This window comes from Spirosoma endophyticum, from assembly GCF_900112365.1.
Lineage (GTDB): Bacteria > Bacteroidota > Bacteroidia > Cytophagales > Spirosomataceae > Spirosoma > Spirosoma endophyticum.
In genome coordinates this window covers 419,138-444,887 of the sequence record NZ_FOLQ01000001.1, presented here as the reverse complement: position 1 = coordinate 444,887, position 25,750 = coordinate 419,138, and the positions used below count along the sequence as shown (strand labels likewise).

Below are 25,750 nucleotides of genomic sequence, written 5' to 3'. Positions count from 1 at the left end.
AAAAAGGTGGGCCTACTACTCGACCAATGCTTTATTGCCCGAAATGTTTTTGATGGGAGTCATCCCGTGAACAACGTATTGCCCACGTTTAAATGAGGTTCAGGAGCCTAACCACCTTCTTCAGCGTAATTAGACATAATTGTCGGAACAACACTTGGGTGCAACCTATGGGGTTAGCTGACCAAGCTTATTTTCTGCTTTCAAACACAAGACTACCCTTTATGTTTGTATGAAGCTTTACATAAGTTTTACTAGGTAAAAACCACAGCAATGTACATAGAAAGTTACAAAATAAGATTAGGTGAGACGAGAGATATATGAAATATTAGGTCACTAAAATCTAGTAATTGCAAAACAAACCATTACTTTGCAGGCAATTTACTTAAAGCTTACTAACTTAAACTAAAGATGAAATGAACAGAAAATTACTTTTAAGTCTATGGCTTTTTCTGGGACTTTTTGGCGTGGCATTCGCTCAGGATCAAGAGATCACCGGGCAAGTGACCGACTCCCAGGGAACCAATATTCCCGGCGCCAGTGTCGTCCTGAAAGGTCGTTCTATTGGTACCAATACGGATGCTTCTGGCAATTTCAAACTGAATGCTCCTCCGACCGGAACGCTGGTGATCAGTTTTATCGGATTTGCCACACAGGAAGTTGCGATTGGGAATCGGTCGGTTGTTAACGTAACGTTAGCTGATGGAAATCAGCAGCTTGACGAAGTAATCGTGACAGGACTGGCAACGAGCGTGAAGCGCTCCAATTCGGCTAACGCGGTTGGATCGCTCTCCGCCAAACAACTTACCGGGATCACAACCCCCGTAACGACGGATGGCGCCATGCAGGGTAAACTGGCCGGTGCTAACATTCAGTCGAATGGCTCGGTACCGGGTGGCGGCTTCAACGTTCAGTTGCGTGGCGTATCAACTCTGGGGTCGTCGGCTTCTCAACCGCTATATATTGTCGATGGGGTTTACATCGACAATGGTCAATATTCGGTGGGTCGTTCCGATGCTAACAAAGCAGGGGCCGGTTCATCGACAGCCTCGCAGGATAATAACGCCAACCGCCTGGCTGACCTTAATCCCGATGATATTGAAAGCATGGAAGTATTGAAAGGCTCGTCGGCGGCAGCAATTTATGGGACAAGGGCCAATGCCGGGGTGGTGATAATCACCACTAAACGGGGTAAAGGGGGACGTACCAACGTATCATTTGGGCAGGATCTGGGTATTTCCAATGCCTATAGTTATTTCGGCGGAGCCGACTGGACTGAGCAGAAATTAACCGATTTCTTCTCCGCTGCCGACATCCCAAAGTTGCAGGCGGCTAAGCAAAATGGCACGTACACCGATTGGGAAAAGGTCATTTATGGCGAAACGGGGTCGATCAAAAACACACACCTTAGCATAACAGGTGGTAATGAGAAAACCAAGTTTTACGTGAATGGTAGCGCTGCCAACGAGACAGGTATCATCAAAAATACCGCGTTTGCACGCTACTCGATACGCGCCAATATTGACCACAAGCTCAACAACTGGATTGACTTTGGTATTTCGACTAACTACGTTAATTCCAACAACGATCGCGGCTGGACAGGTAATGACAACTCAAGTATTAACTATGGCTAATCTATACCGTATACCAGGCCGTATAACAACCTCTATCCCGATGCGAATGGTGTTTATCCGGATAATGACGCGAGTGTAGGCGAAAATCCGCTGTCCATCCGCGACCGGGCGATCAACAATCAGAAAATTAACCGTTTCATTCAGGGATTCAATGTTAATTTCCGGTTGATTAACAAAGAAAATACATCGTTGTCGCTTAAGGTTAACGGAGGATTGGATTATCAGAGTGGTTTTGCCTTTATCTACCTGCCAACCGACTTGCAGTCGCAGCGGGCCGAAGCAAACCCAGGCTTCGCGCAGGATACACGTACTGAAGTTTATAATTCCAACATTCAGGTTGCTGCGGTATTTACGCAACTGGCCATGGGTGGTAAGTTGAATCTGACCACCTCGGCCGGTGCCGTTCGGTTGCACCGTGATTTTCGGTATAATTACACCCGAGGCCGGAATTTGCCGGTTGGTGTTCAAAACCCCTCTCGGGGCGGTGTTCAGCAGTTAGGTACGGAATACCAGTTAAATACTGATGTGGGTATTTTTGCCCAGCAGGAAGCGAATTACGACGACAAAATCATTGGAACCGTTGGAATTCGTTTCGATAAATCGACGCTGAATGGTGATAATTTCAATAAATTCTATGCGTTTCCCAAAGCGTCACTCGCGCTTAACCTGACCCGCTTTGGCGACTGGGCTACCAAGAGTGGCATCATCAGTCAATTGAAACCGCGTATTGCCTATGGCGCAACGGCTGGTTTGCCGAACTGGGGAACACCTTACTCGCAACTGGATATTACGGGGATTGGTGGCTTAAGTGGTCTACAGCCGCTCACTACGTTGGGAAATCCACAGATTAAACCCGAACGGGCAACCGAGCTTGAGTATGGTCTTGACCTGGGTTTATTCAATAACCGCGTTACGGCTGAATTCACCCTCTATAACAAAAAGGTTGTTGACCTGATTCAGCCACTGAATTTTGCGCCAACAACGGGTCTTGTCTCTACAAATATCAACGCGGCTGACCTGGTGAACAAGGGGCTGGAACTGACTATTGGTGCCGAAGTTATCCGTAGCCGGAATGTGACGTGGTTTGTACAACCGATTTTCTGGTACAACCGCTCCGAAATCACGCGGTTAACAATTCCTGAACGACTGACGGGGGGCTTCGGTGCAACGTTTGGCCAATGGCGTGTGAAAGAAGGCTACTCGCCTACCCAGATTGTGGGTCAGCCACGCATATTGCCAACGACCGATCCTAACTACGCTTCGTCGTGGACGGTGTATGGCGATCAGCAGCCTAAATATGAACTGTCCCTTAATCAGCGCATTACGTTCTTTAAAAACTTCGAGTTCTCGGCACTGCTGCACTACCGGAATCGGTTCACGGTCGTGTCGCTGCAACGCGTGTTGTTTGATGAGGGGGGCAATACGTCGGACTGGAACGGCACAACAGAAACCGGTAATGATGGCAAGCAACCCAATGGTATCTACCGGCAGAATGTCAATGGGTTAGATGAGAGTGGTAAGCCAAAACCGGGTTATAATCCATCGGTGGCCAGCTTCCTGAAACTGCGTGAAGTATCGCTCTACTATCGCGTGCCAAAAGCCGTACTGAATTCTGCTTTCCGCAACGTAGTACAGGGCATTCGGGTTGGCGTATCGGGTACGAACCTGCTACGTTGGACGGATTACAAAGCGGGTTACGATCCTGAGAACTCAAACTTCGGTTCGCTGGCGTTGGGTAGCGGGGTTGACATTGGTAGTGCGCCACTGGCGCGACGTATGATGTTCCATGTCGCCATCGACTTGTAGTCTAATCTTATCTGACCAAACTCATTTGTTTTGATCTATGAAATTCATTCGATATTCAATCCTTACGGCAGCGGTTCTCCTGAGCCTGAATGCCTGTAATCCCTTTAGAACCGACTTGCAGACTGACCCAAACTACGCGTCGGTAGAGTCGGTTCAGACGAATGCCACCAAAGGCCAGTTGGACAATTTAGCCATTGGCCAGTTTTCGCTGGCACGCAACGCTCTGGCTACTTATAATCAAGTGGTTGGGACAATCGGCAAAGAACTGTTTAACTTCAATTCGACGGAATCGCGCTGGATGACTGAGTTAAATGGACTACGGCCCATTGACAACTCGGCGTTTTACAATACGGCCACAACGGGCTTCGGGTTACCTGTCCGTCAGGCCAATATTATCATAGCCTCAGTAGCCGCAACCAACACCGTTACCGACGTGCAGAAGAGCGGTTATCTGGGTATGGCCAATACGTTCAAGGGGCTGGCGTATTTATACATGCTGAATGCCCAGGGAACTAACGGCGTTCGGTTGAGCATCGAAAATCCGTATAAACCCAGCAAGGCCGCTACGTATGCCGAATCGTTAACGGGTATCGCCAAGATTCTGGACGATGGCGCTGCCCAACTCGACAAGGCTGGAACAAGTTTTGCTTTTGCTACGCCATCGGGTTTTGCCGGATTCAATACACCCACTACGTTTAAGCAATTCAACCGGGCCATCGCGTTGCGCGTCGCCATATATCAGGCTGACTGGGCTAAAGCCGCTACGTTGCTCCCTCAAACATTTTACAACGCCACGGGCGATCTGACGGCCGGACCGAAGCATACCTTCAGTGCTACGCCACCAGACTTTGCGAACCCGCTGATTAACACGGCTACCGTGCGGATCGTGGCTGTGCAAAAGTTATTTGACGACATTGAGGCTGGTGATAAGCGATTGGCCAAAGTTCGTGTTCTGGCAACGCCCGCTACGTTCAGTTCGGGGGTTACCTATACGACAAAATACATCCAAAACCTGTACAACACCGCTAACGATCCAGTCCCCATCATCCGAAATGAAGAGCTGGTGTTGATCGCGGCCGAAATCGCGGCTCAACAGGGCAACACGGCCGAGGCAACCCGGAATATCAATATTGTTCGGGCGAATGCGGGACTGGCGGTTTATGCGGGTGCCACGACCAAAGACGCACTCATCAACGCGATCCTGAAAGAGCGGTTGTATTCACTCTGGTACGAAGGTCATCGCTGGGTAGATATGCGTCGGTATAACAAACTCGGCGAGATTTATCTGCCTGTCACCGGTATGAAAGTGCTGGAGCGTCTGGAGAAACCCGTTGCGGAAGTCAACTGGGATTTACAGAATCCGTAGTAAGAAAAAGGAATCGTGAACAAAGGCGGTCGTCGGTATAATTCCGACGACCGCCTTTGCTTTATGGAATTGCTTAAGTTAGTGCCGCATACCAGATCCAGAATATATAAACAGGCTGAAATAAAAGCCTTGACCAGACGTACCAGGGCTTGGCCGGTAAACCGCCCGGCGGTGGTAAGTTGTTGACCGCTACGTTGATATTCGCCGGAAATAGGCCAATTAGCATTACAATTAATCCCCAGGCCGCCCAGAATCGAGTTTCGGAGGACAGTAACCCAAGCCCCAAAATGATTTCTGCAATGCCTGAAAGCAGGATGATCATTCGTGCGTTTGGCAGAAAGTTCGCAATCATATAGGTGAGTTGCTCCGGTTTGCGAAGATGCACGAATCCAATCATGACAAACATAATCGTAGTGGCTAACAGGGCATCGTGTTGTATAGTAAGCAGATACGGCGAGTGTGTGAGCCAGCCTGCTCCGTAGAGAAATGCTGCGATAGATACTAAACCTAGAAAGAAAGCCATGACCTTGATACCTGTTGATGTATGGGTCAAAGTTCCGGCGGAGCTACTGGCTTTCCGCTAACATTTGTTAGGAAATCAAATTTCTCTCTTAAACCTCCCGGCGAATACGGCTCAGGCTTTCGGGTTCAATGCCAAGGTAAGATGCTAAGTGCCGAATTGAAATTGTTTGTACAAGAATGGGATGCTGCTCCAGCAATTGAACGTAGCGCTGTTTGGCGTTGCTGGTCAGAAATTGTACTTCACGACGGGTTTTTCGCAGAAAAGCCTGTTCAGCGATTAATCGGCCAATCCGCTCTGCTTTGTGCGATTGGTCATACAAACTCAGCAGGTTGGTACGGCTGAAACGAAACGCCTGAACATCGGTCAGGGCTTGTACCGTAAATGCCGTAGGCTGTCCTGTCAGAAACGACGAATAGGCCGAAACGAAATCGTTACTAAAAACAAAGTCGAGCGAAATATCTTTCCCGTCATTATTCAGAAAGAGCCGAACCATGCCCTCCGCAACGTAGTAAATGTACTGTTCAACCTGACCCGCCTGAATCAGAAAATCGTTTTTCTGGTACGTAACGGGTTCAACGATCGCCGTAAAACGATTCCAGTCCTCATCGGTTTGTGGGGTGAACGTATCGAATCGCTGACGTAGTCGGTCGAGGTTATTCATTGTTGTATAAACGCAAAAGCGAGCGTCAGAGTTAACTCCGACACCCGCTTTAAAAAAATCTACGCTAATTTACTCGCCTGCCATTGGATCAGGCGTGCCATCTGTATCGCCCGTCACGGTGCCGTGCATGGGGAACGTATTGCCCCGGATGTAAAGCAGACCCGCAACATGGGGAGCCGCCATCGACGTACCACTCAGGGTCGCATAGGTACCGCCTTTGTACGTCGATTTGATGCGCACGCCATACGCGCAGACGTCTACGCTGCTGCCGAAGTTGGAAAACGACGCAAACTGGTTTTTGCTGTCCATTGCCGAAACCGTAAACACGTTGGCGTGGTTGACACGTGCTGGTGAATAGTTGTTGCTGTTTTTGCCGTCGTTACCCGCAGCAATAGCAAACAAAATTCCGGCGTTGGCGGCTTGCGTGATCGCCTGATCGAGCGTTGTTGATGTACTCTCGCCACCCAGACTCAAATTGACAACATCGCCCGCTTTGCCGTTTTGTGCTACGTAGTTGACCGCCTGGATAATCCCCGACAGGCGCCCTTCGCCATCTTCGTCCAGCACCCGCAGCGCCACCAGCGTAGCCCCCGACGCAATGCCCGTTACACCAATGTTATTGTTTTTTGCGCCAATAATGCCGGCTACGTGTGTTCCGTGCCCATTCTGATCATCGGCCGAGGTTTGGCCAGACACGAATGACTTACTGCGCTGAATATCCACATTCAGGTCAGGATGGTCGAGGTCGATGCCTGTATCAATAATCCAGGCCGTTTTATCCGTTTGCAGATCACCCCGGCCGTAGCCCGTTTGTTGAACGTTCCAGGTTAGGGTTGAGGTCGTGGCTACATCAACACAGCTGCACATGGCCATGATCCGGTCGGGTTCGATCAGCGTGACGGCTGGGTCGTGGCGTAGTTCTTCAGACTCGCTGGCCGTCAACTGAGCCAGAAAACTTGTCTGTGTGCCCGATGCCAACACTGTCGTTTGTGCATTTGCTACCTTGTGCCGAGATAAAAGCTGTTGCATAGAAAATTCTGTTGCAGCCACGCGTGCACCGGGAGCAACCGGCAGCGTTTCGGTGGGCTGATACGTAACAATGTAGGAACCCGCAATTGCCACCCCATTCGTAGAAGAGGCTTTAACCAGGCAGTCGGTTGATAGACTGTTGGCTTCAATACTGCTGTCGGTTTGGCAACCAAACAGGCTAAAGCTAATTAGGGCGACGTTGGTGAGCGTCGCAAACGATAAAAAACGTCGCATGAATAGGTACGAAATCAACAGGTTCAAAAAAGTAGTAAATCGTACACGATTACATCATACGCCGTTGCGGGATTTGATTGTATTGAGCTATACGCCAAAAACGAAATTGTCGTTGCGTCGCTTGTCTTCCGGGGTTACTTTTCTTTCCGAACAGGAATAAATACCACTCGCCCCGCAGCCGGAAACCGGGTTTCGGCAATCGGCAATCCATAGTGCTGATAGAAGTCAGCTACCTGTTTATTGGTTAACAAATCGGGATATAGGTTGATTCCCGCGAAGTTATTTTGCCGTAAAAATGTATGCAGAAATTGCCAGTCCTGTTCGGTGAACGCTCGGCCGGGTGTTAACAAGCGGGGCCAGCCATCGCGTAGGAACGGTTGAATCTGGCCGGGGTGGAGTCTCCCAAAATATTGTCCAACAGCACTTTTGTCGTAAAAACGCCGGAACGTAAAAACGGCATTTTGTTTGGCGTAGTAAGGGCACAAGCCTTCCTCGAAACCTACGCCATTGGCCCCAATGGTGCAAAATGGAAAATCGAGCACCGCGCTACCGGGTTGTTGCCGCACGATGGCACAATACCGTAACAGATTATCCGATGCTACGTTAAGCGGATAAAATAATCGGTTGTGATAGCCAGTGTACCACTCCATACCCATCAAACCAAGTAACAGCACGCCAAGTAGCTTTCCTGATAATTGACGTGGCCACGTGATCGGCAACGCCAGTAAACAAAAAAGCACCGGATACACCAGACTCGCCCGTCCGCCGTGCCGATTAAAGCTAAACCAGGGGAACAGTTTAAGCGTTGGAAACGCGACCGGATGATAGAGCAGACACAACACCAGCATCAACACAATGGGTAACCAGACCGCAACCCGACGCCGAGTTTGCCAGAGTCCGAGCCCTCCCAGAATTATAAGGTACAGGCCGGGACTGCCTTGTCCGTAGCTTTCGAACGTATCGTGTAGCCACTTCTGGTAGGGAATGGCATAGCTGTGCAGACCGGGTAAATGAGGTAGAAATAACCGGGCCGGATGCGACCAGGCACGCAGCTCCGGTATGGCTTCAAAATTGAATGACCAGGCCGTAAAGGCGATTTGCAACGTAAGTGGCAGGTATAAATATAGACTGACGACCAGCAGGAAAAGGAAAAATAAAATTCCCGGTTTTTGCTGATTCCATTCTTCCTGCAAAAAAACTTTTCCTGATAGAAAATAATCCGTTTTCCGAAAACGGTTAAACAGTACAACTACTAAAAAGGGTATTGTCAGCGTTGTGAAGGTAAGGGCAAACCCCGCCACATAGCCCAGTTCCTGGCTTAAAATCTGTACGTGCAACCAGATCCATACCAGGATAAAAACCAGCGAAACCGGTTTTTTCTCTACGACGTCATACAGCAGACGATACGTAGCAACGATGCACAATGTCGTCCAATGGCCCACGCAGACGTTCATGTGAACGGGGAATTTCCAGAGCGCGTAGAAATTAAAGATGGAGACGATCAGCCCGACTACCAGTGATTTAGGTACACCAAACCGGAAACGTAGCAGTATAAACGTACCGACGGACGTAACAACCAGCGAATACACGTAATAGAACTGGAGATAGGGACCGGGACCGTCGAAGAATTTATAACAGAGCCTGTACCAATAATCGCGCTCGAACCCCCAGTCCAAAAATACCTGATTGGTACCGTATGGGTAAAATGTTTGGGTATTGACGAGTTTGAGGTGAGGAAATGGGTTGAACGACAGGTTCTTCGTGAAAAAATAACCCACATACTCAAACTGATCCGTATCGTTGCCATCAGACATGGGATGACTGAAATTGCCCACCACTAAGCTGCCAAGAATCATCGTCAGCAGTCCCAATAAGAGCGGCCAGAACCAGTTCGAGTGGGTAGCCAGCCGTATTGGATTATTTTTTGAGAATGGATTCGTGAGCGATTGGGCTTGGCGCATGAGGGAAGTTTACGGCTTCATCGTCGGTGAGGATAGGCAAAAGTCTTAGTAAACGGCTATTTTTGCAAGAAAATTAAGCAACGCGGCTGGAAAGCCGCATTTTGACTAGTATGCGGCTTCCCGGCCGCGTTACCCCTATGGCTGACTACAACCACCGCGAAACTGAGCAGAAGTGGCAAAAATTCTGGGATGAACATAATACGTTTAAACCAGAAGAATATACTAACAACCGTGCGACGGACCGTCCCAAATACTACGTACTCGATATGTTCCCGTATCCTTCGGGGGCTGGCTTGCACGTCGGTCATCCGCTGGGCTACATTGCTTCCGATATCGTGTCGCGCTACAAGCGTTTGAAAGGCTTTAACGTACTGCATCCGATGGGTTTCGATTCGTTCGGACTTCCGGCCGAACAGTATGCCATCCAGACGGGGCAGCACCCGGCTGTCACGACCGAGCAGAATCTGACCCGCTATATCGAGCAATTGAAAAATATTGGTTTCAGTTACGACTGGACGCGTGAGGTTCGTACGTCCGATCCGTCGTATTACAAGTGGACGCAGTGGATTTTTATGGAGTTGTTTCGCTCGTGGTACAACAAAGACACCGACCGGGCGGAACCCATTGAAACGTTGCTGAACAAGTTTGCCACAAACGGCACGACCGATGTCAACGCGGTTTGTGATGAAAATACGCCAACGTTCACCGCTGCCGAGTGGAACGCTAAGTCGAAGGTGGAATCCTACGAAATTACGCTTAAATACCGGCTTACGTATCTGGCGAATGCCGTCGTGAACTGGTGCCCGGCTTTGGGAACAGTGCTGGCCAACGACGAAGTAAAAGACGGTGTCTCAGAGCGGGGCGGTTACCCGGTCGAGCAGAAGTTGATGCGGCAGTGGATGATGCGGATTACGGCCTATGCCGATCGGCTATTGACGGGTCTGGACACCATCGACTGGACCGAATCGCTCAAAGAACAGCAGCGGAACTGGATCGGGAAATCGGTAGGCGCCAGTGTGAAGTTTCCACTGGCGACGAACACGAAGCGGTTCATCGAAGTCTTTACCACACGCGTCGATACGATCTATGGTGTTACGTTTATGGTGCTGGCACCCGAACATGAATTGGCGGTTGAACTGACGACGTCCGACCAGCGTGAGGCTGTTGACGCCTACGTCAACGCGGCCAAGCTACGTTCTGAACGGGACCGGATGGCCGATACGAAAGTGGTTTCGGGCGTGTTTACGGGCAGCTACTGCATCAATCCACTCAACGACGAGAAGGTGCCAATTTTCCTGGCCGACTACGTACTGGCGGGATACGGCACGGGCGCCGTGATGGCCGTGCCGTCGGGTGATCAGCGCGACTGGAATTTCGCCAGACATTTCAATTTGCCGATCGTTCCGATTCTGGATGCTCAGAAAGACATTGACCAGCAGGCGGATAACACCAAAGAAGGACATTACATCAACTCCGGTATTGTCAATGGCATGACCTACAAAGAGGCTACGGATACGCTGGTTGCGTGGCTGGAAGAACACGGTCTGGGTAGTGGTAAAATCAATTTCCGGATGCGCGATGCTGTGTTCAGTCGTCAACGCTACTGGGGTGAACCGGTACCGGTATATTTCAAAGACGGCGGTTCGACGGGTCGATTGCCTTACCTGATCGACGAAAGCGATTTGCCGCTGGAGTTGCCCGCCGTTGACAAATACCTGCCAACCGAAACCGGCGAACCACCGCTGGGCCGCGCTGAAGGCTGGAAATACAAAGGGGAGTATGAGTATGAGTTAAGCACGATGCCCGGTTGGGCGGGGTCATCCTGGTACTGGTACCGCTACATGGACCCGAACAATGACCAGGAATTTGCCAGCAAATCGGCTATTGACTATTGGCAGAATGTCGATCTGTACATTGGCGGCACCGAACACGCGACCGGTCATTTGCTGTACAGCCGTTTCTGGAACAAGTTCATGAAAGATCGTGGCTACGTACCGCAAGAGGAGCCGTTCAAAAAGCTCATCAATCAGGGCATGATTCAGGGCATGAGTGCTTATGCAAAAATTGTGTGGGAGACACAAACGGATGAGAATGAAGGGAATTCATATGGGTATATAATCAATCCTTTAGTAGATGTAAAACAAGATGCAGCTGACGAGGTGCTCAGTGTGAACTTTGTCCCAATTGACGTCAATTTCATATCTTATATTGATGGAGACCCATACATATCGGCAGAAAGTTTTAGAGAACTAAAATTGAAATACCCTAATTTCAATGATGTATTAATTGCCAGGTCTGATGAAGTTAGAGGTAGACTTGTGAGTTACTTTACACCTGATGAATTATTTGAAAAAGATAGGGTAAAATTAATTTCACAAGTTGAAAAGATGTCGAAGTCGAAGTTTAACGTCGTGAATCCTGATGACATTGTCACGAAGTACGGGGCCGACGTACTACGTCTGTACGAAATGTTTCTGGGGCCGCTGGAACAGGCGAAACCTTGGAATACCAATGGCATCGACGGCGTGTATCGCTTCATCCGTAAGTTCTGGCGGTTGTTCTACAAAGACAATGCCACCGGAGAAAGTCAGTGGATTGTAACGGACGAACAACCGACACCCGCTGAACTGAAAATCCTGCATAAAACCATTCAGAAAGCCGAAAGCGACATTGACGCATATTCGTTCAATACGTCGGTGAGTTCGTTCATGATCTGCGTCAACGAGCTGGCTACGTTGAATTGCCACAAGCGGGCCATTTTGCAGGATCTGGTGTTGTTGCTGTCACCTTATGCGCCCCACATTACAGAAGAGCTTTGGGCCGCTTTGGGGAATGAGCCGGGTACGATTTCGAAAGCGTCGTTCCCTGTTTTCAACCCGACTTATCTGGTGGAAGATGCGTTTGAGTACCCGATTCAGATTAACGGCAAAGTCCGTACGACGATCAGCTTCGCCATCGACCGCGCCCCAACTGAAATCGAACGGGAAGTGCTGGCCGACGAAATTGTCCAGAAATGGCTCGAAGGTAAAGCCCCCAAGAAAGTGGTGGTGGTCCCGAAGCGGATTGTAAACGTAGTGATTTAGGTTAGGTATCAGGCATAAATAAAGCGATAAAGGCGTGTCACGGATTTGAACCGTAGCACGCCTTGATCGCTTTATTTAGTTTCAACTAGCGAAATTCAACCCTGGGCAAACAACGTATTGACACTGATTGTAAAATCGGGCAAAACGGGGGCTGCTGAGCAAATATCATCTTCGAGGCAGATGGTTACGTGCTTGCGGGACGTGTAAACATACACGACTTCCTGTTCAGGAATGATATTCCAGACAACCTGTACATCTGCTTTAAAATACTCAACAATTTTCTCCTCGATTCGGTAAGCCATATCCGTTTCCGACAATACGTCAATCACAAAAGCCGGAATAACGTCCTCGCCCTTCCGCCCTGCTTCTACTTGCTCGTTCGTAAAATAAGCAATGTCGGGACGACACATTTGAAAAGCCGTAAGCATAACGTCTGGTTCAGCCATGAACGTACCATTTTGATAATAGCCTTTATCATAAAAAAGCTTGCTTAGGACGTTATAAATGAAATATTGTTTTTTCTTCATGCCCGAAAACCGTATAATTTCTCTATCCTTCCATTCATATTTGAACCAGTCTGTGGGTTCCCAGTCGATGAATGCTTCTAGTGTTTGAGGAAGAGCAGGGCCAGATGCTTGTACCATGGCGTTTGTTATTTGAGCGAATATACGACCGGAAAGATGTCAACTTCCCGAAAGTTTAGAACCCTCGGGAAGTTTGTTAACTGCTAAATCAGACAACCGCTGGTTCAGACTGCTGGGCCGCCAGCGCATCGCGAACTTGCGCCGTGAGCGAGAGCGAATGCTTGCGGGCCTCATGATCGTAAATGGGCGCGGTAATGATTAATTCGTCGGCCTGGGTTTGCGAGATAAAACTAGCCAGTCCGCGCTGAACGGTTTCGGGCGAACCCACGGCCGAGCAACGTAGCATCTGGTCAATACCAACCAGTTCATACTCCGACCAGTTTGCCGTTATGTCATCAATTGGCGGCTGCATCTGTCGGGCCCGGCCACTCCGAATATACAAAAACTGTTGCTGCAAGGAGGTAAACAGACGCGTGGCTTCCGCATCCGTATCGGCCGCGACCACATTCACGGCGACCATGGCATAAGGTGCTTTCAGGTGTTCCGACGGTTGAAATTGCGTTCGGTACACTTGCAGGGCACGTAACAGATCTTTGGGCGCAAAATGCGATGCAAACGCATAAGGTAGCCCAAGCATAGCCGCCAGTTGCGCCCCAAATAAGCTCGATCCCAGAATCCAGATGGGTATGTCCAGGCCATTCCCCGGTATAGCGCGAATGAATTGATTCGTATCGTCGGGCTGGAAATAATGCTGTAATTCAACGACATCCTGCGGGAACGTATCCGGACCGTTGGCATCCCGACGCAGCGCCCGATACGTTGCCTGGTCGGAGCCGGGGGCACGACCCAATCCCAGGTCGATCCGGCCCGGATAGAGCGATTCCAGCGTACCAAACTGCTCGGCAATTACCAGCGGAGAATGGTTGGGCAACATAATACCACCCGAACCTACCCGAATGGTTTTTGTGCCACCCGCTACGTAGCCAATCACCACCGACGTAGCGGCACTGGCAATACCCGGCATGTTGTGATGTTCGGCCAGCCAGTAGCGGTTAAACCCCAACTGTTCAGCATGCTGGGCGAGATTTAATGTATTGTGTAACGCCTGACTAGCGGTATTGCCCGCTACAATGGGCGATAAATCGAGAATTGAAAAGGGAATCATACGATGTTGCTATAAATAGTTGCCTTATTTTTACAGGATTTTCCTATCTAAATCGGGCGATAAATACTACGCTTCTTTATCAACAACGCGGTTTATGAGAACGGTTCCAGAAAGTAACTTCCGTTCCGGAAAGCGAACAGCATTTGTCAACGACGTATCATGACTATAAAACAGTTTATTGTACTTGGCCTGGGATTCGGGCTGGCCACTTGTTCACCCAAAACAACCCCTACCGGATCAGTCGGGACGGCTTACGATTACTTCCGGTATAAGCCAAATCAGCTGACCAAAATATCGGTTCACCGGGGCGGGGGCGACCTGAAAGGTTATCCCGAAAACTGCATCGAGTCGTTTGAGTTTATGGCCAAAACCATTGGTCGGCCCATACAGCCGGTCATTATTGAGTGCGACATAGATCTGACAAAAGACAGCGTAATGGTCATGATGCACGACGCTACGCTTGATAGAACGACGACCGGCACCGGCAAACTGATCGACAAAACCTACGCTGAATTAGATCCGTACCGACTGGAAGATAACCAGGGTAGTGTTACGCCCTACAAGATTCCGACGCTGGAAAAAGTGCTGCGCTGGGGCAAGAACAAAGCCACGTTCACGCTTGATGTGAAACGTAACGTATCGTTCGCGAAAGTCGTAGACATGATTCATAAAACCGGTGCCGACAACTACGTAGCGGTGATTACCTACAACGCACAGGATGCGGCTAAACTTAATAAACTCGACCCGAATTTGATGATTTCGGTCACGATTCGGAACAATGCCGAATACGACCGACTGCACGAATTAGGCGTTCCCGATAACCGGATGGTAGCATTCGTGGGTGTCAAAGAACCCGATGCGGCCTTATATAAATTTCTGCACGAAAAGGGCATTGCCTGCATCCTCGGTACACTGGGCAACCTGGACAAACAGGCTGCGGCCAAAGGCGATCAGATCTACAAAACTTTTGCCGATAATGGCGCCGACATCATGTCCACCGACCGGCCGCTTGAAATAGCGAAGGCGCTGTATTGATATGCCCGGCATTCAGCGCAACAGACTTATATACAATGCCTTGGCCATTGTTGTTTTGCTGCTCGGCTTGGCGTCAAGGCGTTTTTTTGGAGAAATCCCCTTTGTTCGAACTTACGTCGGAGATGTGCTTTGGGCACTAATGGTGTTCTTTGGATTTGCGCTCATTTTTAACCACTGGCCGACACGTACCGTAGTCCTGGCCGCGCTGTTGTTTTCGTTCGGGATCGAAGTGAGTCAGTTGTATCACGCGCCCTGGATCGACAGCATTCGGGCAACTCGTCTGGGCGGTTTGGTCCTCGGATTTAGCTTTGTCTGGAGCGATTTGTTATGCTACAGCTTAGGTATTGCGGTTGGCTTTCTGGTAGAAACGGTATTGATTCCCACTCGTTTCTGGCGTGCAGACCGGACGTAGTAAAGACCGGAGACATTGACCTGAAAGGGTAGGTTCTTGAACCGGGCTACTTACCTTATTCTAGTCGGATTTATAAGCCGAATGGCCCCTATCTATCATATTCTGACTTGGCTTTCATGAACCAAAATTACCGGTGGCGGATCATTGCGCTGCTTTTTCTGGCGACAACGATTAATTACGTAGACCGACAGGCGCTGTCCTTCGTGATGACGGACGGAGCCTTTAAACGAACCATACTAGGGTTATCGCCCGCGGCCCTGCTGACAGACGAACACCTGAAACAATTTCGCATTCAGATGGGGCTGGTCGATTCGGCCTTTAAAGCGACCTACGCCATTGGTTTCCTGTTGATTGGCTGGCTGATTGATCGGGTGGGCACCAAGAAAGGATTTACGATTGGCATTGCCGTCTGGAGTGTGGCCAGTATTGCTTCGGGGTTTATATCGACCGTTGGGCAATTTGCGCTTGTGCGGGCGGTGTTGGGGCTCGGCGAAGCGGCCAATTTCCCCTCGGCTATGAAAGCGATTGCGGAATGGTTTCCCAAGCGGGAACGCTCCACAGCCACGGGAATTCTGAATGCCGGTTCAAATATGGGCGTGATCACCACGGCATTGCTGGTGCCCTTTCTGATGCAGCAATTTGGCTGGCGGGGTGCGTTTCTGATATCGGCGGTGCTGGGTGTGCTGATGCTTGGCATCTGGTGGGTCAGTTATTCGAAGCCTGATGAAACGGCGGCAGTTTCTGAAACCGAATTTCGATACATCAGCGAGGGCCGGGACGTAGCGGATAAATCGCAGGAGACGAGTCGGCTTTCCTGGGCGCAACTGATTGGGCACAAGCAGACCTGGGCGTTTAGTTTCGGGAAAATCTTCGCCGATCCGGTCTGGTTTTTTTACCTCACCTGGCTACCGGACTTTCTGCTGACGAACAACCAGCTCGACCGGAAACTCGATCTGAAAAACTTTGGCATTCCCTTCCTGATTATCTACGTGGTCTCCGATCTGGGCAGTATCTTCTTCGGCTGGATGGCAACCCGGCTTATGAAAAACGGCTGGACCGAAAACAAGGCCCGGAAATTGACCATGCTGATCTGCGCGCTCGCCGTGACGCCCATTTACCTGATTCCATCCGTGCATAGTTTTACGGGTGTAGTCGCGCTGCTTGCGCTGGCAACGGCCGCGCATCAGGGATGGTCGACCAACGTGTACGCGATGGCTACTACGTTGTTTCCCAGCGGTTCGGTGGCAACGGCGACGGGAATTGGTGGGTTTCTGGGTGGCATGACGAGCATGGTCGTGGCTGGGGCTACGGGCTACGTCGTCGCGACGTTTGGCTATAGACCCATGTTTATCTTTGCCAGTTGTTCGTACCTGATCGGTCTGATCGTTATTCATCTGGTTTTGCCCGCCCTTCGACCCATTGAGGTAAAAAACGAACAATTTTCCCCTGTGGCCTAATAGAAGACGATAATGAGTGAAGTGCCAACGTTTATGAAAGCTGGTGTATTAACGGCACCACGGTCCATTGGGATTCAGCAACGTCCGATACCCGAACCCGGTCCCGGCGAAGTACGTATCAAAATGAAAGCGGTGGGCATCTGCGGATCTGATGTGTCTATTTTTCAGGGCCACCGCCCCGACCTCAAGTTTCCGCTGATCATTGGCCACGAAGGGCTGGGTTACATCGACAAACCAGGCGAGGGCGTGAGCCAGCACCAACCCGGCGATCGCGTCGTGATTGAACCGAATTTCCCCTGTGGACACTGCGAATTCTGCTGGCAGGGCCGTAGCAATATCTGCCTGAACAAGCGCATTATCGGCGTACTGGAAACCGGCTGCTTTGCTGAATATGCCGTAGTGCCTGCGAATTTTGCCTGGAAACTACCCGGCAGCATCAGCGATGATGACGCCGTCGTTATCGAACCGACCGCTGTAGCGTTGCATACGCTCTATTCGTCGCCCGCCCGTCCCGGCGATGCGGTAGCTGTGGTTGGACTGGGTGCCATTGGGCTTTTGGTGACCCATCTGGCCCAAAAAATGGGCTACACGGTGCTGGCCTACGACCGCGTTCAGGAGAAGGTAAATCTGGCGTCGGCTTTTGGCGCCATCCCGATTTCTGCCGATGCCACTACGTCCCAGATCGCTGCGTTGTGGAAAGACACCCGGGTGCATACCGTTTTCGAATGCGCAGGAGCCGCTCAGGCATTCACAATGGCGGTGGAGGCTGCACCGCGTGGGGCCAACGTAGTGGTGGCGGGCCTGTCCGACAAACCTAGTGCGATTACCGAGTTTGGCATGACAAGGCAGGGTATCAATATCATTACGTCCATCATTTACCAGCACCCCATCGATTTTCGCCGGACCATCGACCTGATTGACAGTGGATTCCTGCAACCGGGACGTATCGTTTCGGCAAGAGAACCGTTCAGCAATCTCGCTTCAGCCATCGAGATCGCCTGTAGCGGTGAGCACGCCAAAATTGTGCTGGACGTTTGATGCGTAGACCAGGACTGCCCGTACTTTCAAAAGTACAGGCAGTCCTGGTACGGTTACAACACTACTTAATACCCCGCTGTAAACCGCTTTTGAATAAACTGCGGCTGTTCGATTTCGTTCAGGATCGCCACGGCCAGGTCAGCTACCGAGATGGTAGACTCGCCTTTTTCGTTGAAGACGGGTTGTTCGGTGCCAATCCGGAACGTACCGGTTCGTTCCCCGGGAACCAGCATGATTGCCGGGCTTAGGAACGTCCAGTCCAGGGTCGTGTTCTGACGGAGAAGATTGAGGTAGTCACGCGCCGACGTAGCGCCCGCTTTCCACTCGGCCGGGAACTGGGGCGTATCTACTAGTTGAACACCGGGGGCTGCTTCCAGACTGCCCGCGCCACCAACGACCAGCAACCGCTTAACACCAGCCTGTTGCGTCCCTTTTTCAATGGCTTTTGAACCTTCCAGGAAATCATCATACAGATTCGGGTTTGTCCAGCCGGCGTTATAAGCGCTCAAAACAGCATCATGACCCGCTACGAGTTGCGCTACTGTGTCGGCATCTTGAGCGTCGCCTTCCATCACGACGAGGTTTGGATCGGTATTCGTTATTTTTTCGGGATGGCGAACGATGGCCGTAACGGTATGGCCGCGTTGTAATGCTTCTTCGAGGAGGGGTGCTCCAACAAACCCTGAGGCTCCAATAATGGCCAGTTTCATACGTGTACTTAGTTAATTGAAAATAATTTATTGTAATAAAATTTGTTACAGTTTTGGGCAAAAAAATTAGTCGAACCGTTGGCTGAAATCGTCCAGCGTACTGTCGCCCAACTTCTGAATGAGCGCGTTTTCAGCTTCTTCATACAGATTATCGAGTTGCTGATTGATCTGCTTGCCAACGGGGCAATCGGGGTTTGGTGTATTACGAGCCGTTCCCAGAAAAGCACCCTGCCGCGTCGCCAGAAACACATCCGATACCCGAATTTGTTGGGCCGGTTTCGCGAGTAAACTTCCCCCATTCTTACCTTCACGACTGATAACCAGTCCGTTGTTTCGGAGGTTGCTAATTTCTTTACGTACCAGTACCGGGTTGATATTAATACTACCCGCAATAAAGTCAGACGTAAGCCATTCCCCGTTGGCTTTGGCCAGCAGCGTTAAAATGTGCATCGATATAGCAAATCGTCCGTTCATTACTGTAATATTTATAGTTACAGATTAATAACAAAAAAGATTCCTGGGTACCCAAAAAAGTAAAGATTTCAGGACGGGTACCTATAAAATGGTAGCCCGACAGTAATGTTATCTGCGTTTGAGAGTTGCGCCAGCTATTTTCTAAATGCATAAGCGCTTAAAAGACAGAAGACGCTCAAATATGTAAACTGTGAGCGTCTTCTGTTGTCATTAAACTATGTTTTACTCCGCAACCACGATCAGGGGAGCCACCTCTTCAGGATCGTTATCGGCCGACGCTTTCTTTTGTTTGAGTGCTTTTTTGGCTGCCTTTTTCAGTGTTACGTCGTATAAATCCGTCCGGCGGTCCTTCAGAACTTGCACCGAACCGTGTTCGTGCAATTCTTTCAATAAACTCAAATCGACGTCGGCGATCAGAACCATTTCGGTGTTGGTCGTGGCTTCGGCTTTTACCGCGTTGGTTGGAAACTGGAAGTCAGAAGGTGTGAACACCGCCGATTGAGCGTAGTTGATGTCCATATTCTGCACCCTCGGCAAGTTGCCGACACAGCCCGAAATGGCAACGTAGCATTCATTCTCGATGGCCCGCGCCTGCGCACAGTGCCGCACCCGTGAATACCCATTTTGCGTATCGGTCAGGAAGGGGACGAACAGAATCTGCATGCCCTGTTGCGCCAGAATCCGCCCCAGTTCGGGAAATTCGACATCGTAGCAAATTAACATCCCGATTTTACCGCAATCCGTATCGAATGCCCGAATCTCGTTGCCGCCAACCATACCGTAATGCTTCACTTCATTCGGTGTGATGTGAATCTTCCGGTATTCTTCGTAGGAGCCATCGCGTCGGCAGAGATACGCCACGTTATAAAGCTTTCCATCGTCGTCGACGAGCGGCATGCTGCCTCCCACAATATTTACGTTGTAGGAAATGGCTAACTCGCACAGTTTTTCACGCACGGGCACCGTGAAATCAGCCAGTTTTCGAATGGCGACTGGCTCGGGCAGATCATTGAAATCGGCCATCAGGGGCGTATTGAAAAACTCGGGCAGGACCATGAAATCAGCCCGGTAGTCACTGACGGCGTTAACGAAAAATTCGACCTGTTCCAAAAACGCATTCAGGTTTTTGAATAGCCGCATCTGCCACTGAATGACGCCCAGCCGGATAATAGAGTCCGTATGGGATTTTTTGTCTTTCTCATCCACGTAGTAGATGTTGATCCATTCCAGCAACGTAGCGTATTCTTTCGACTCCGAATCGCCGGGCAAATACCCACGTAGCACCTTACGGACGTGAAAGTCGTTGGAGAGCTGGAACGTCAGGGTAGGATCATAAATCTCCTTCTGCTTAACCTTGGCGATGTATTCGCGGGGTGTCAGCTCGTCGGAATATTTGTTGTAATTGGGAATGCGTCCTCCGGCCAGAATTCCCTTGAGGTTTAACTGCTCACACACCTCTTTCCGGGCATCGTAAAGCCGCCGACCAAGGCGCAAATCCCGGAAATCGGGATGCACAAACACCTCGATGCCGTAGAGGTAATCGCCTTCATCGTTGTGGGTTTTGAAGGTGTAGCCCCCCGTAATCTGGTAGTAGGTATGATTATCGCCAAACTGATCGTATTTGACCCGGATCGCCAGCGCACAGGCCACGACCCGTCCATCCACTTCGACACAGAACTGACCTTCCGGGAAGATATTGAGCAACTTGGTGATTTTACTCTTTTCCCAGTAATCGCCCCCAATACCGCTATAAACTTCAATCATGGCCTCTTTCAGGTCATGATAATCTGATTTCTGTAATGTTCTAGTTTGTATATGCATAAGTTGTCAGAACCAGGATTTTTATGATTTTATTGACTGACTATGATTGTTGTTTTCGCTGTGATATTGCTTTCGAAGAAAGCTTACTAATAAAATCATAGTTAGTCAATAAAATCATAAAAATCCCGGTTCAGAATTTTTTCCATTTCTACAACCATCTCGTCGGTGAAGTCGTGGTGCGTGACGAAGCGCACTAAGTGTTTGCCGAACGAAATGCCACGAATGCCCTTTGTCGCTAATTTTTCAACATAATCGGCGGCCAATATGGTTTCGGGAAGTCTGAAAATGACAATGTTTGTATCAATAGGAAGAATTTCTTCCACTTCAGGCAGATGTTCGAGCATGGCCCCGATTTTACGAGCGCGGGAATGATCCTGTTTCAGACGATCGACCTGGTGGTCAAGCGCATAAATCCCGGCGGCCGCCAGAAAACCGGCCTGACGCCAGCCGCCACCCATCAGTTTGCGAAAACGCCGGGCCTGCCGAATAAAATCGGCTTTGCCGAGCAGGAGAGACCCCACCGGGCAACCCAGCCCTTTCGATAGGCAGATGCTAATGGAGTCAAAGAGTTGCCCGTAGGCGCCTGTCGGTTCACCCGTTTCGACCAGTGCATTGAATAAACGGGCACCATCCAGGTGAAGAATCAACCCGTTTTCATCACACACTTTTTTGATAGCCGCAATTTCGGGCACGGTGTAATAGCAGCCTCCTCCTTTATTGACAGTGTTTTCGAGCACAACCAATCTCGACAAAGGCTTGTGTGAATCGGTAGGGCTATAAATGTAATCGCGGATGAGACTGGGCGTAAGCTTGCCCCGTTCGCCATGCGCCAGACTCACCGACGCCAGCGCGTTGACCGAAATGCCCCCGCCCTCGTACTGATAAACGTGCGACAGGTAATCGCAGATGACATCATCGCCGGGGCGCGTGTGGGTGCGAATAGCGAGTTGGTTGGTCATGGTGCCCGAGGCACAAAAGAGGGCCGCTTCCATCCCGAATAGCGAAGCGGCTTTGGCTTCCAGGGCATTAACTGTGGGGTCATCCCCCAATACGTCGTCGCCAAGTGGGGCGGAGAACATAGCCTCGCGCATGGCGGGCGTGGGTTGGGTAACCGTGTCGCTGCGAAGATCAATAAGCATAAGTAATTCGGCTGATTCGTCGTCGAAAACGAACCGTTGGTTATATGTTTGTTCAGGTTGTAGAAAAATGGCAAGTTAGCGACATTCAGGAGCATCTTAACGTAACAGGCCCAAGTTCCTGATTCGTCAGAATAGGTAAATAAGGGTGTAGCTTTATAAACGCTGTGTAAATAGTCAAAAACAATGGTAACCTTGTATGTATTATATAGGCATGTAATTTTGAGCAACCTTTTCGGTCAAGTCCGTCTCAAATGGGTAATCTGAAACATAGCTCAGTGGCAACCTTCACTATTCCGTACACTCATGACTAAAACGCTCTGGATTTTTCTCCTCCTGCTCTGGATGGTCGGCTCTACCTGGTGGCATGTCTGCAAAATAAAGCAGCTGTGTGCCGATGATTTTCGACCGACGGAAATACGATCCACCGATGCGCCTTTATTTACGACGCCACCCGGCGCCGATGTGTTCACCATTGCCGATGGCAACAAATTCCGGCTTGAACTACCGGGCAATTTCAGCTTTGCCACATCGGATGCCAACGCCAACATGAATACCCTGGGTGGTTCGCTGGAAACATTGATCTCGTATTTGAAAGATAGCCCGGAGCGTACGATTCAGGTAATTGGGTACTATGCGCCAGCTGAAACGAATAAAAGCTCATTCGACAATCTGGGACTTGCCCGCGCTGAAGGAATAAAGCAATATATGGGGCAACAGGGCATTCCGGCTGCGTCGATAACCACAAAAGGTGTGGAAAGGAATCTTCCGTTCACCACAAAAGGCGACTCGCTGAAGGGGGGCATTGACTTTGCTTTCGGCGGGGCTGAACCGAATGAGAGTTCCTCATCTACTTCCGGATTGGTAGTGATGGACGAGCCAACGTCGGAGAAAGAACTGGCCGAAGGGCAGAAATATACGTCGGTATTCGAGCCAATTGATTTGTATTTTCCACTTGGTGAAGCTAATTACATCAAGACATCGGATACGAAAAAATTCTTTGACGAAGCCGCTAAATTCCTGGCTGCCAACAAAAATAAAAAGCTCATCCTGACGGGGCATACCGATAATTCGGGTCCTGAAGATGCGAACATGAGACTCTCAAAAAATCGCGCGAACGAGGTGAAGTCAAAACTGCGCAAGTCAGGCATTGAGTCAGACCAAATTGAGGTTATTGCCAGGGGTGAATCTGAACCCAAAGCTGATAATAAAACCCTCTCGGGACGTAAGGCCAACCGGCGCGTAACGGTGGTAGTCAAATAAAATACCGTAACCCATAAACCAGTAGTATCCATGTTTGAACTCAACCCTCTTAACTTACCCGGTGCTCAAATGCAGCATATTATTATGCTGGTCGTGGCTGGTGTGTTGGGCTTTATAATTGGTTACGTTTCGCGCAAGCAAACGATTCGTCAGCTCGAAAGCACGTTACTGAATACCGAACGAGCCGTAGTCGATTGCTACCGGGCTACGGCGGCCGTCGTCAACAAAGAAGACGAAGAAACGATTGTTCTGAACCGAATTCGTGCCCGCGCCAGCGACGTTAATTATTCGCGAATTGGAACGGCGACGTTTGCCGAAGCCGACGACCTGAAACAGATCGTTGGGATCGGGCCATTTCTGGAGCGGAAACTGCACGCAATTGATATCTATACTTTCCGGCAGATTGCCAATTTTACCGAAGACGATATTGAACAGGTAAACGACATCATCGAGTTTTTTCCCGGCCGTATTCAACGCGACAACTGGGTTCGCCAGGCGACCGAGTTAGCTAAAAAGAAATAAGTTTTTCAAGTTTCAGGGTCGAGGTTGAGCCTGAAACTGAAACTAATATCCTTTAACTATATCCTATTATGTTTGGATTAGATCCATTAAGTCGTCCGGTTGCCATTGCCGAAATTCTGCTGCTGCTGGCCTTTGTTGCCTTTATTGGCTGGTTGTTGGGCCGATTGATGCTTGCTGGCCGTATCAGTACGTTGCGGGTAGCCATTGACGACAAAAAAGCCGAACTCGATAAATGCCGTAGTGAAAAAGTGAGCGGTATGGCTGCTGTAAAAACTACCGAACCAGCCACTTTCAAGCCTGTCTACCCGTACGAAGCCGAGGACGTTGAGCCACCGCATCTGTTTGTTTCTGCCGACCCCTTGTTGCCCGCTTATTCGCACGAGGATACGCCAGCCCCAATCGTCAATGATGAACTTGCCGCTGAAATAATGGATGCATCCGCAACGGAAACTCCTGCGCCAGTTACGTATCGTCAGGAAGAATCTGAGCCAGAATCAAGTATAGAAGCTCCTCAGCTGTTCGTTTCTGCTGATCCATTACTGCCCATCTATTCGCATGATGATACGCCTGAATTGCTGGTTGATGATACGCTAGCGGCTGAAATTAATGAAGCGTCAGCCACAGTAGTCGCTGAAAAACCGATGCCTACTCTTCCTGATGAAGCTTTTGAGCCCGTTGAAGTGACGGAACCCTTACCTGTTGAAACACCCCAGTTGTTTGTTTCGGCTGATCCCTTGTTGCCTATCTATTCGTATGATGATACCCCTTCGCCTTTGGTCAACGATGATCTTGCCGGCGAAATTAATGATGCGTCACCACCTGTAATCGGCGAAAAGCTGTCACTGGTTGGGTCTGCGTTTGAGTTTCCTACAGAAGAAGAGTCAAACGTGATGGAGTCGCCACCCGCTGTTGAGGATCGTGAAACCATCGTGTTGAACCGAATTAAGTCCCGGATTTCAGAAGTCAACTTCGACCGGATTGGTCGGGCCACGGCTGCTCAGGCCGATGATTTGAAAGATATTATTGGTGTAGGGCCGTTTCTGGAGCGTAAACTCCATGCCTTGGGCATTTACACATTCCGGCAGGTCGCCAATTTCTCAAAAGAAGACATTAACACGATCAACGAACTAATCGAATTCTTCCCCGGACGTATTGAGGGCGATAACTGGGTTGGTCAGTCAAAAACGTTCTATGAGCGCAAGTACGGCGCAAAGAGCTGATGTTATCATTCTGACACAGGAGAAATGACTAAATCAGCTCCGAGATATCGATCACAAGAAATCCCCGTCAGCGATCTGACGGGGATTTCTTATTATGTAGAAAATGACTTTCTAACGTATCGAACTGAAATCATCCGCTAGTACGTCTCTCCAGCGGTCTGATTCCGCAAATTGCTTGATGGTTTGATTTCGTTCCATAAGAAAACGCGTCATGTAAGCTTTCAAGAACAGCTTATTAACCCATACGCCCAGTAGTCCCAAGGGAGACGTAAATTGAAAGATATCACGCATCAGCGTTAACTTATCGTTATCAACCTGAGGCTCAAAATAGTGTTCATGACGCATTGATTTGAATGCACCTTTGAGCATTTCATCGCAGAAATAGTAAGGCGCACTAGCCTCGGTAATTTTTGACGTTAAGGTTTGCCAGATGCCGAAATGTTTCGCTTTCCACGTAACGGTTTCACCCAGCTTCATAACGCCCTGCTTCACGCCACCAACAATGTGCTCGCCTGTTCGGCTCGTTGAAATCTTGTGCAGATCAACGCTCAGGGCCAACGTATAACACACCGCTACCGGAGCCTCAATGTAAGTTTCGAGTTCAATGACTGACATTGAC

At 49.7% G+C, this 25,750-nt stretch carries 22 protein-coding genes; 11 read left to right on the top strand and 11 right to left on the bottom strand.

Annotated elements, in window-relative coordinates; genetic code table 11:
• Nucleotides 1-413 precede the first annotated feature (413 nt).
• Genes BM202_RS38055 through BM202_RS01680 form a run of 3 tightly spaced genes read left to right on the top strand, consistent with a single transcriptional unit; the run spans nt 414 to nt 4,803 of the window.
• The gene (locus tag BM202_RS38055; protein WP_245776483.1) at nt 414-1,631 is read left to right on the top strand and encodes a carboxypeptidase-like regulatory domain-containing protein; all 1,218 of its coding nucleotides are present in this window, start codon (nt 414-416) and stop codon (nt 1,629-1,631) included.
• Between the two features lie 3 nt (nt 1,632-1,634).
• Nucleotides 1,635-3,437: a TonB-dependent receptor gene (locus BM202_RS38050; RefSeq protein ID WP_262507658.1), complete on the top strand. Its 1,803-nt coding sequence runs from the start codon at nt 1,635-1,637 to the stop codon at nt 3,435-3,437.
• A 37-nt stretch (nt 3,438-3,474) separates the two neighbouring features.
• Complete coding sequence (locus BM202_RS01680) at nt 3,475-4,803, top strand: RagB/SusD family nutrient uptake outer membrane protein (protein WP_093822728.1); 1,329 nt, start codon at nt 3,475-3,477, stop codon at nt 4,801-4,803.
• A 73-nt stretch (nt 4,804-4,876) separates the two neighbouring features.
• Here the strand turns inward: BM202_RS01680 and BM202_RS01675 are convergent, their stop codons facing one another.
• From BM202_RS01675 to BM202_RS01660, 4 genes are all read right to left on the bottom strand, one after another.
• Nucleotides 4,877-5,326, bottom strand: coding sequence for a DoxX family protein (locus tag BM202_RS01675; protein WP_093822727.1), 450 nt, complete (start codon nt 5,324-5,326; stop codon nt 4,877-4,879).
• Between the two features lie 88 nt (nt 5,327-5,414).
• Nucleotides 5,415-5,987: a Crp/Fnr family transcriptional regulator gene (locus tag BM202_RS01670; protein WP_093822726.1), complete on the bottom strand. Its 573-nt coding sequence runs from the start codon at nt 5,985-5,987 to the stop codon at nt 5,415-5,417.
• 69 nt (nt 5,988-6,056) lie between these two features.
• Nucleotides 6,057-7,250, bottom strand: a complete 1,194-nt coding sequence (locus tag BM202_RS01665; protein ID WP_093822725.1) for a S8 family peptidase — start codon at nt 7,248-7,250, stop codon at nt 6,057-6,059.
• A gap of 134 nt (nt 7,251-7,384) precedes the next feature.
• Nucleotides 7,385-9,211: a hypothetical protein gene (locus BM202_RS01660; RefSeq protein ID WP_093822724.1), complete on the bottom strand. Its 1,827-nt coding sequence runs from the start codon at nt 9,209-9,211 to the stop codon at nt 7,385-7,387.
• A gap of 137 nt (nt 9,212-9,348) precedes the next feature.
• Between BM202_RS01660 and BM202_RS01655 the strand changes: the two genes are divergently transcribed.
• Nucleotides 9,349-12,294 carry a leucine--tRNA ligase gene (locus BM202_RS01655; RefSeq protein WP_093823577.1) on the top strand — a complete coding sequence of 982 codons (2,946 nt, stop codon included), beginning with the start codon at nt 9,349-9,351 and terminating at the stop codon, nt 12,292-12,294.
• Nucleotides 12,295-12,389: 95 nt separating this feature from the next.
• Here BM202_RS01655 and BM202_RS01650 read toward each other — a convergent pair whose 3' ends face one another.
• Together BM202_RS01650 and BM202_RS01645 are read right to left on the bottom strand one after the other, a co-directional pair.
• Nucleotides 12,390-12,938 (bottom strand): Uma2 family endonuclease, encoded by a 549-nt coding sequence (locus BM202_RS01650; RefSeq protein WP_093822723.1) that lies wholly within the window; start codon nt 12,936-12,938, stop codon nt 12,390-12,392.
• Between the two features lie 88 nt (nt 12,939-13,026).
• Complete coding sequence (locus tag BM202_RS01645) at nt 13,027-14,043, bottom strand: LLM class flavin-dependent oxidoreductase (RefSeq protein ID WP_093822722.1); 1,017 nt, start codon at nt 14,041-14,043, stop codon at nt 13,027-13,029.
• 159 nt (nt 14,044-14,202) lie between these two features.
• Here BM202_RS01645 and BM202_RS01640 point away from each other — a divergent pair, with 159 nt between their 5' ends.
• From BM202_RS01640 to BM202_RS01625, 4 genes are all read left to right on the top strand, one after another.
• Entirely contained in the window at nt 14,203-15,078 is an 876-nt protein-coding gene (locus BM202_RS01640) for a glycerophosphodiester phosphodiesterase family protein (protein WP_093822721.1), read from the top strand.
• Between the two features lies 1 nt (nt 15,079).
• Nucleotides 15,080-15,490 carry a ribosomal maturation YjgA family protein gene (locus tag BM202_RS01635; protein ID WP_093822720.1) on the top strand — a complete coding sequence of 137 codons (411 nt, stop codon included), beginning with the start codon at nt 15,080-15,082 and terminating at the stop codon, nt 15,488-15,490.
• Between the two features lie 116 nt (nt 15,491-15,606).
• Nucleotides 15,607-16,947, top strand: coding sequence for an MFS transporter (locus tag BM202_RS01630; RefSeq protein ID WP_093822719.1), 1,341 nt, complete (start codon nt 15,607-15,609; stop codon nt 16,945-16,947).
• Nucleotides 16,948-16,959: 12 nt separating this feature from the next.
• A complete protein-coding gene (locus BM202_RS01625; protein WP_093822718.1) occupies nt 16,960-17,985 on the top strand; it encodes a zinc-dependent alcohol dehydrogenase in 1,026 nt (341 codons plus the stop codon).
• A 65-nt stretch (nt 17,986-18,050) separates the two neighbouring features.
• Here BM202_RS01625 and BM202_RS01620 read toward each other — a convergent pair whose 3' ends face one another.
• The 4 genes from BM202_RS01620 to BM202_RS01605 all read right to left on the bottom strand — a co-directional run bounded on the left by BM202_RS01620 (nt 18,051) and on the right by BM202_RS01605 (nt 22,129).
• On the bottom strand, nt 18,051-18,695 hold the full coding sequence (locus BM202_RS01620; RefSeq protein ID WP_093822717.1) for an NAD(P)-dependent oxidoreductase: 645 nt from the start codon (nt 18,693-18,695) through the stop codon (nt 18,051-18,053).
• A 66-nt stretch (nt 18,696-18,761) separates the two neighbouring features.
• Nucleotides 18,762-19,169 (bottom strand): RrF2 family transcriptional regulator, encoded by a 408-nt coding sequence (locus tag BM202_RS01615; RefSeq protein WP_093822716.1) that lies wholly within the window; start codon nt 19,167-19,169, stop codon nt 18,762-18,764.
• Nucleotides 19,170-19,391: 222 nt separating this feature from the next.
• Nucleotides 19,392-20,990, bottom strand: coding sequence for a carbon-nitrogen hydrolase family protein (locus BM202_RS01610; protein ID WP_093822715.1), 1,599 nt, complete (start codon nt 20,988-20,990; stop codon nt 19,392-19,394).
• Nucleotides 20,991-21,091: 101 nt separating this feature from the next.
• Nucleotides 21,092-22,129 carry a threonine aldolase family protein gene (locus BM202_RS01605; RefSeq protein WP_093822714.1) on the bottom strand — a complete coding sequence of 346 codons (1,038 nt, stop codon included), beginning with the start codon at nt 22,127-22,129 and terminating at the stop codon, nt 21,092-21,094.
• Nucleotides 22,130-22,432: 303 nt separating this feature from the next.
• Here BM202_RS01605 and BM202_RS01600 point away from each other — a divergent pair, with 303 nt between their 5' ends.
• The 3 genes from BM202_RS01600 (at nt 22,433) to BM202_RS38045 (ending at nt 25,131) form a co-directional block, all read left to right on the top strand.
• Nucleotides 22,433-23,389, top strand: coding sequence for an OmpA family protein (locus BM202_RS01600; protein ID WP_093822713.1), 957 nt, complete (start codon nt 22,433-22,435; stop codon nt 23,387-23,389).
• Nucleotides 23,390-23,419: 30 nt separating this feature from the next.
• Nucleotides 23,420-23,911, top strand: coding sequence for a hypothetical protein (locus tag BM202_RS01595; protein WP_093822712.1), 492 nt, complete (start codon nt 23,420-23,422; stop codon nt 23,909-23,911).
• A gap of 68 nt (nt 23,912-23,979) precedes the next feature.
• The gene (locus BM202_RS38045; protein ID WP_245776481.1) at nt 23,980-25,131 is read left to right on the top strand and encodes a hypothetical protein; all 1,152 of its coding nucleotides are present in this window, start codon (nt 23,980-23,982) and stop codon (nt 25,129-25,131) included.
• A 111-nt stretch (nt 25,132-25,242) separates the two neighbouring features.
• On the opposite strand, the gene BM202_RS01585 is transcribed toward BM202_RS38045, so the two are convergent.
• Complete coding sequence (locus BM202_RS01585; protein WP_093822711.1) at nt 25,243-25,746, bottom strand: SRPBCC family protein; 504 nt, start codon at nt 25,744-25,746, stop codon at nt 25,243-25,245.
• Between the last annotated feature and the right edge of the window lie 4 nt (nt 25,747-25,750).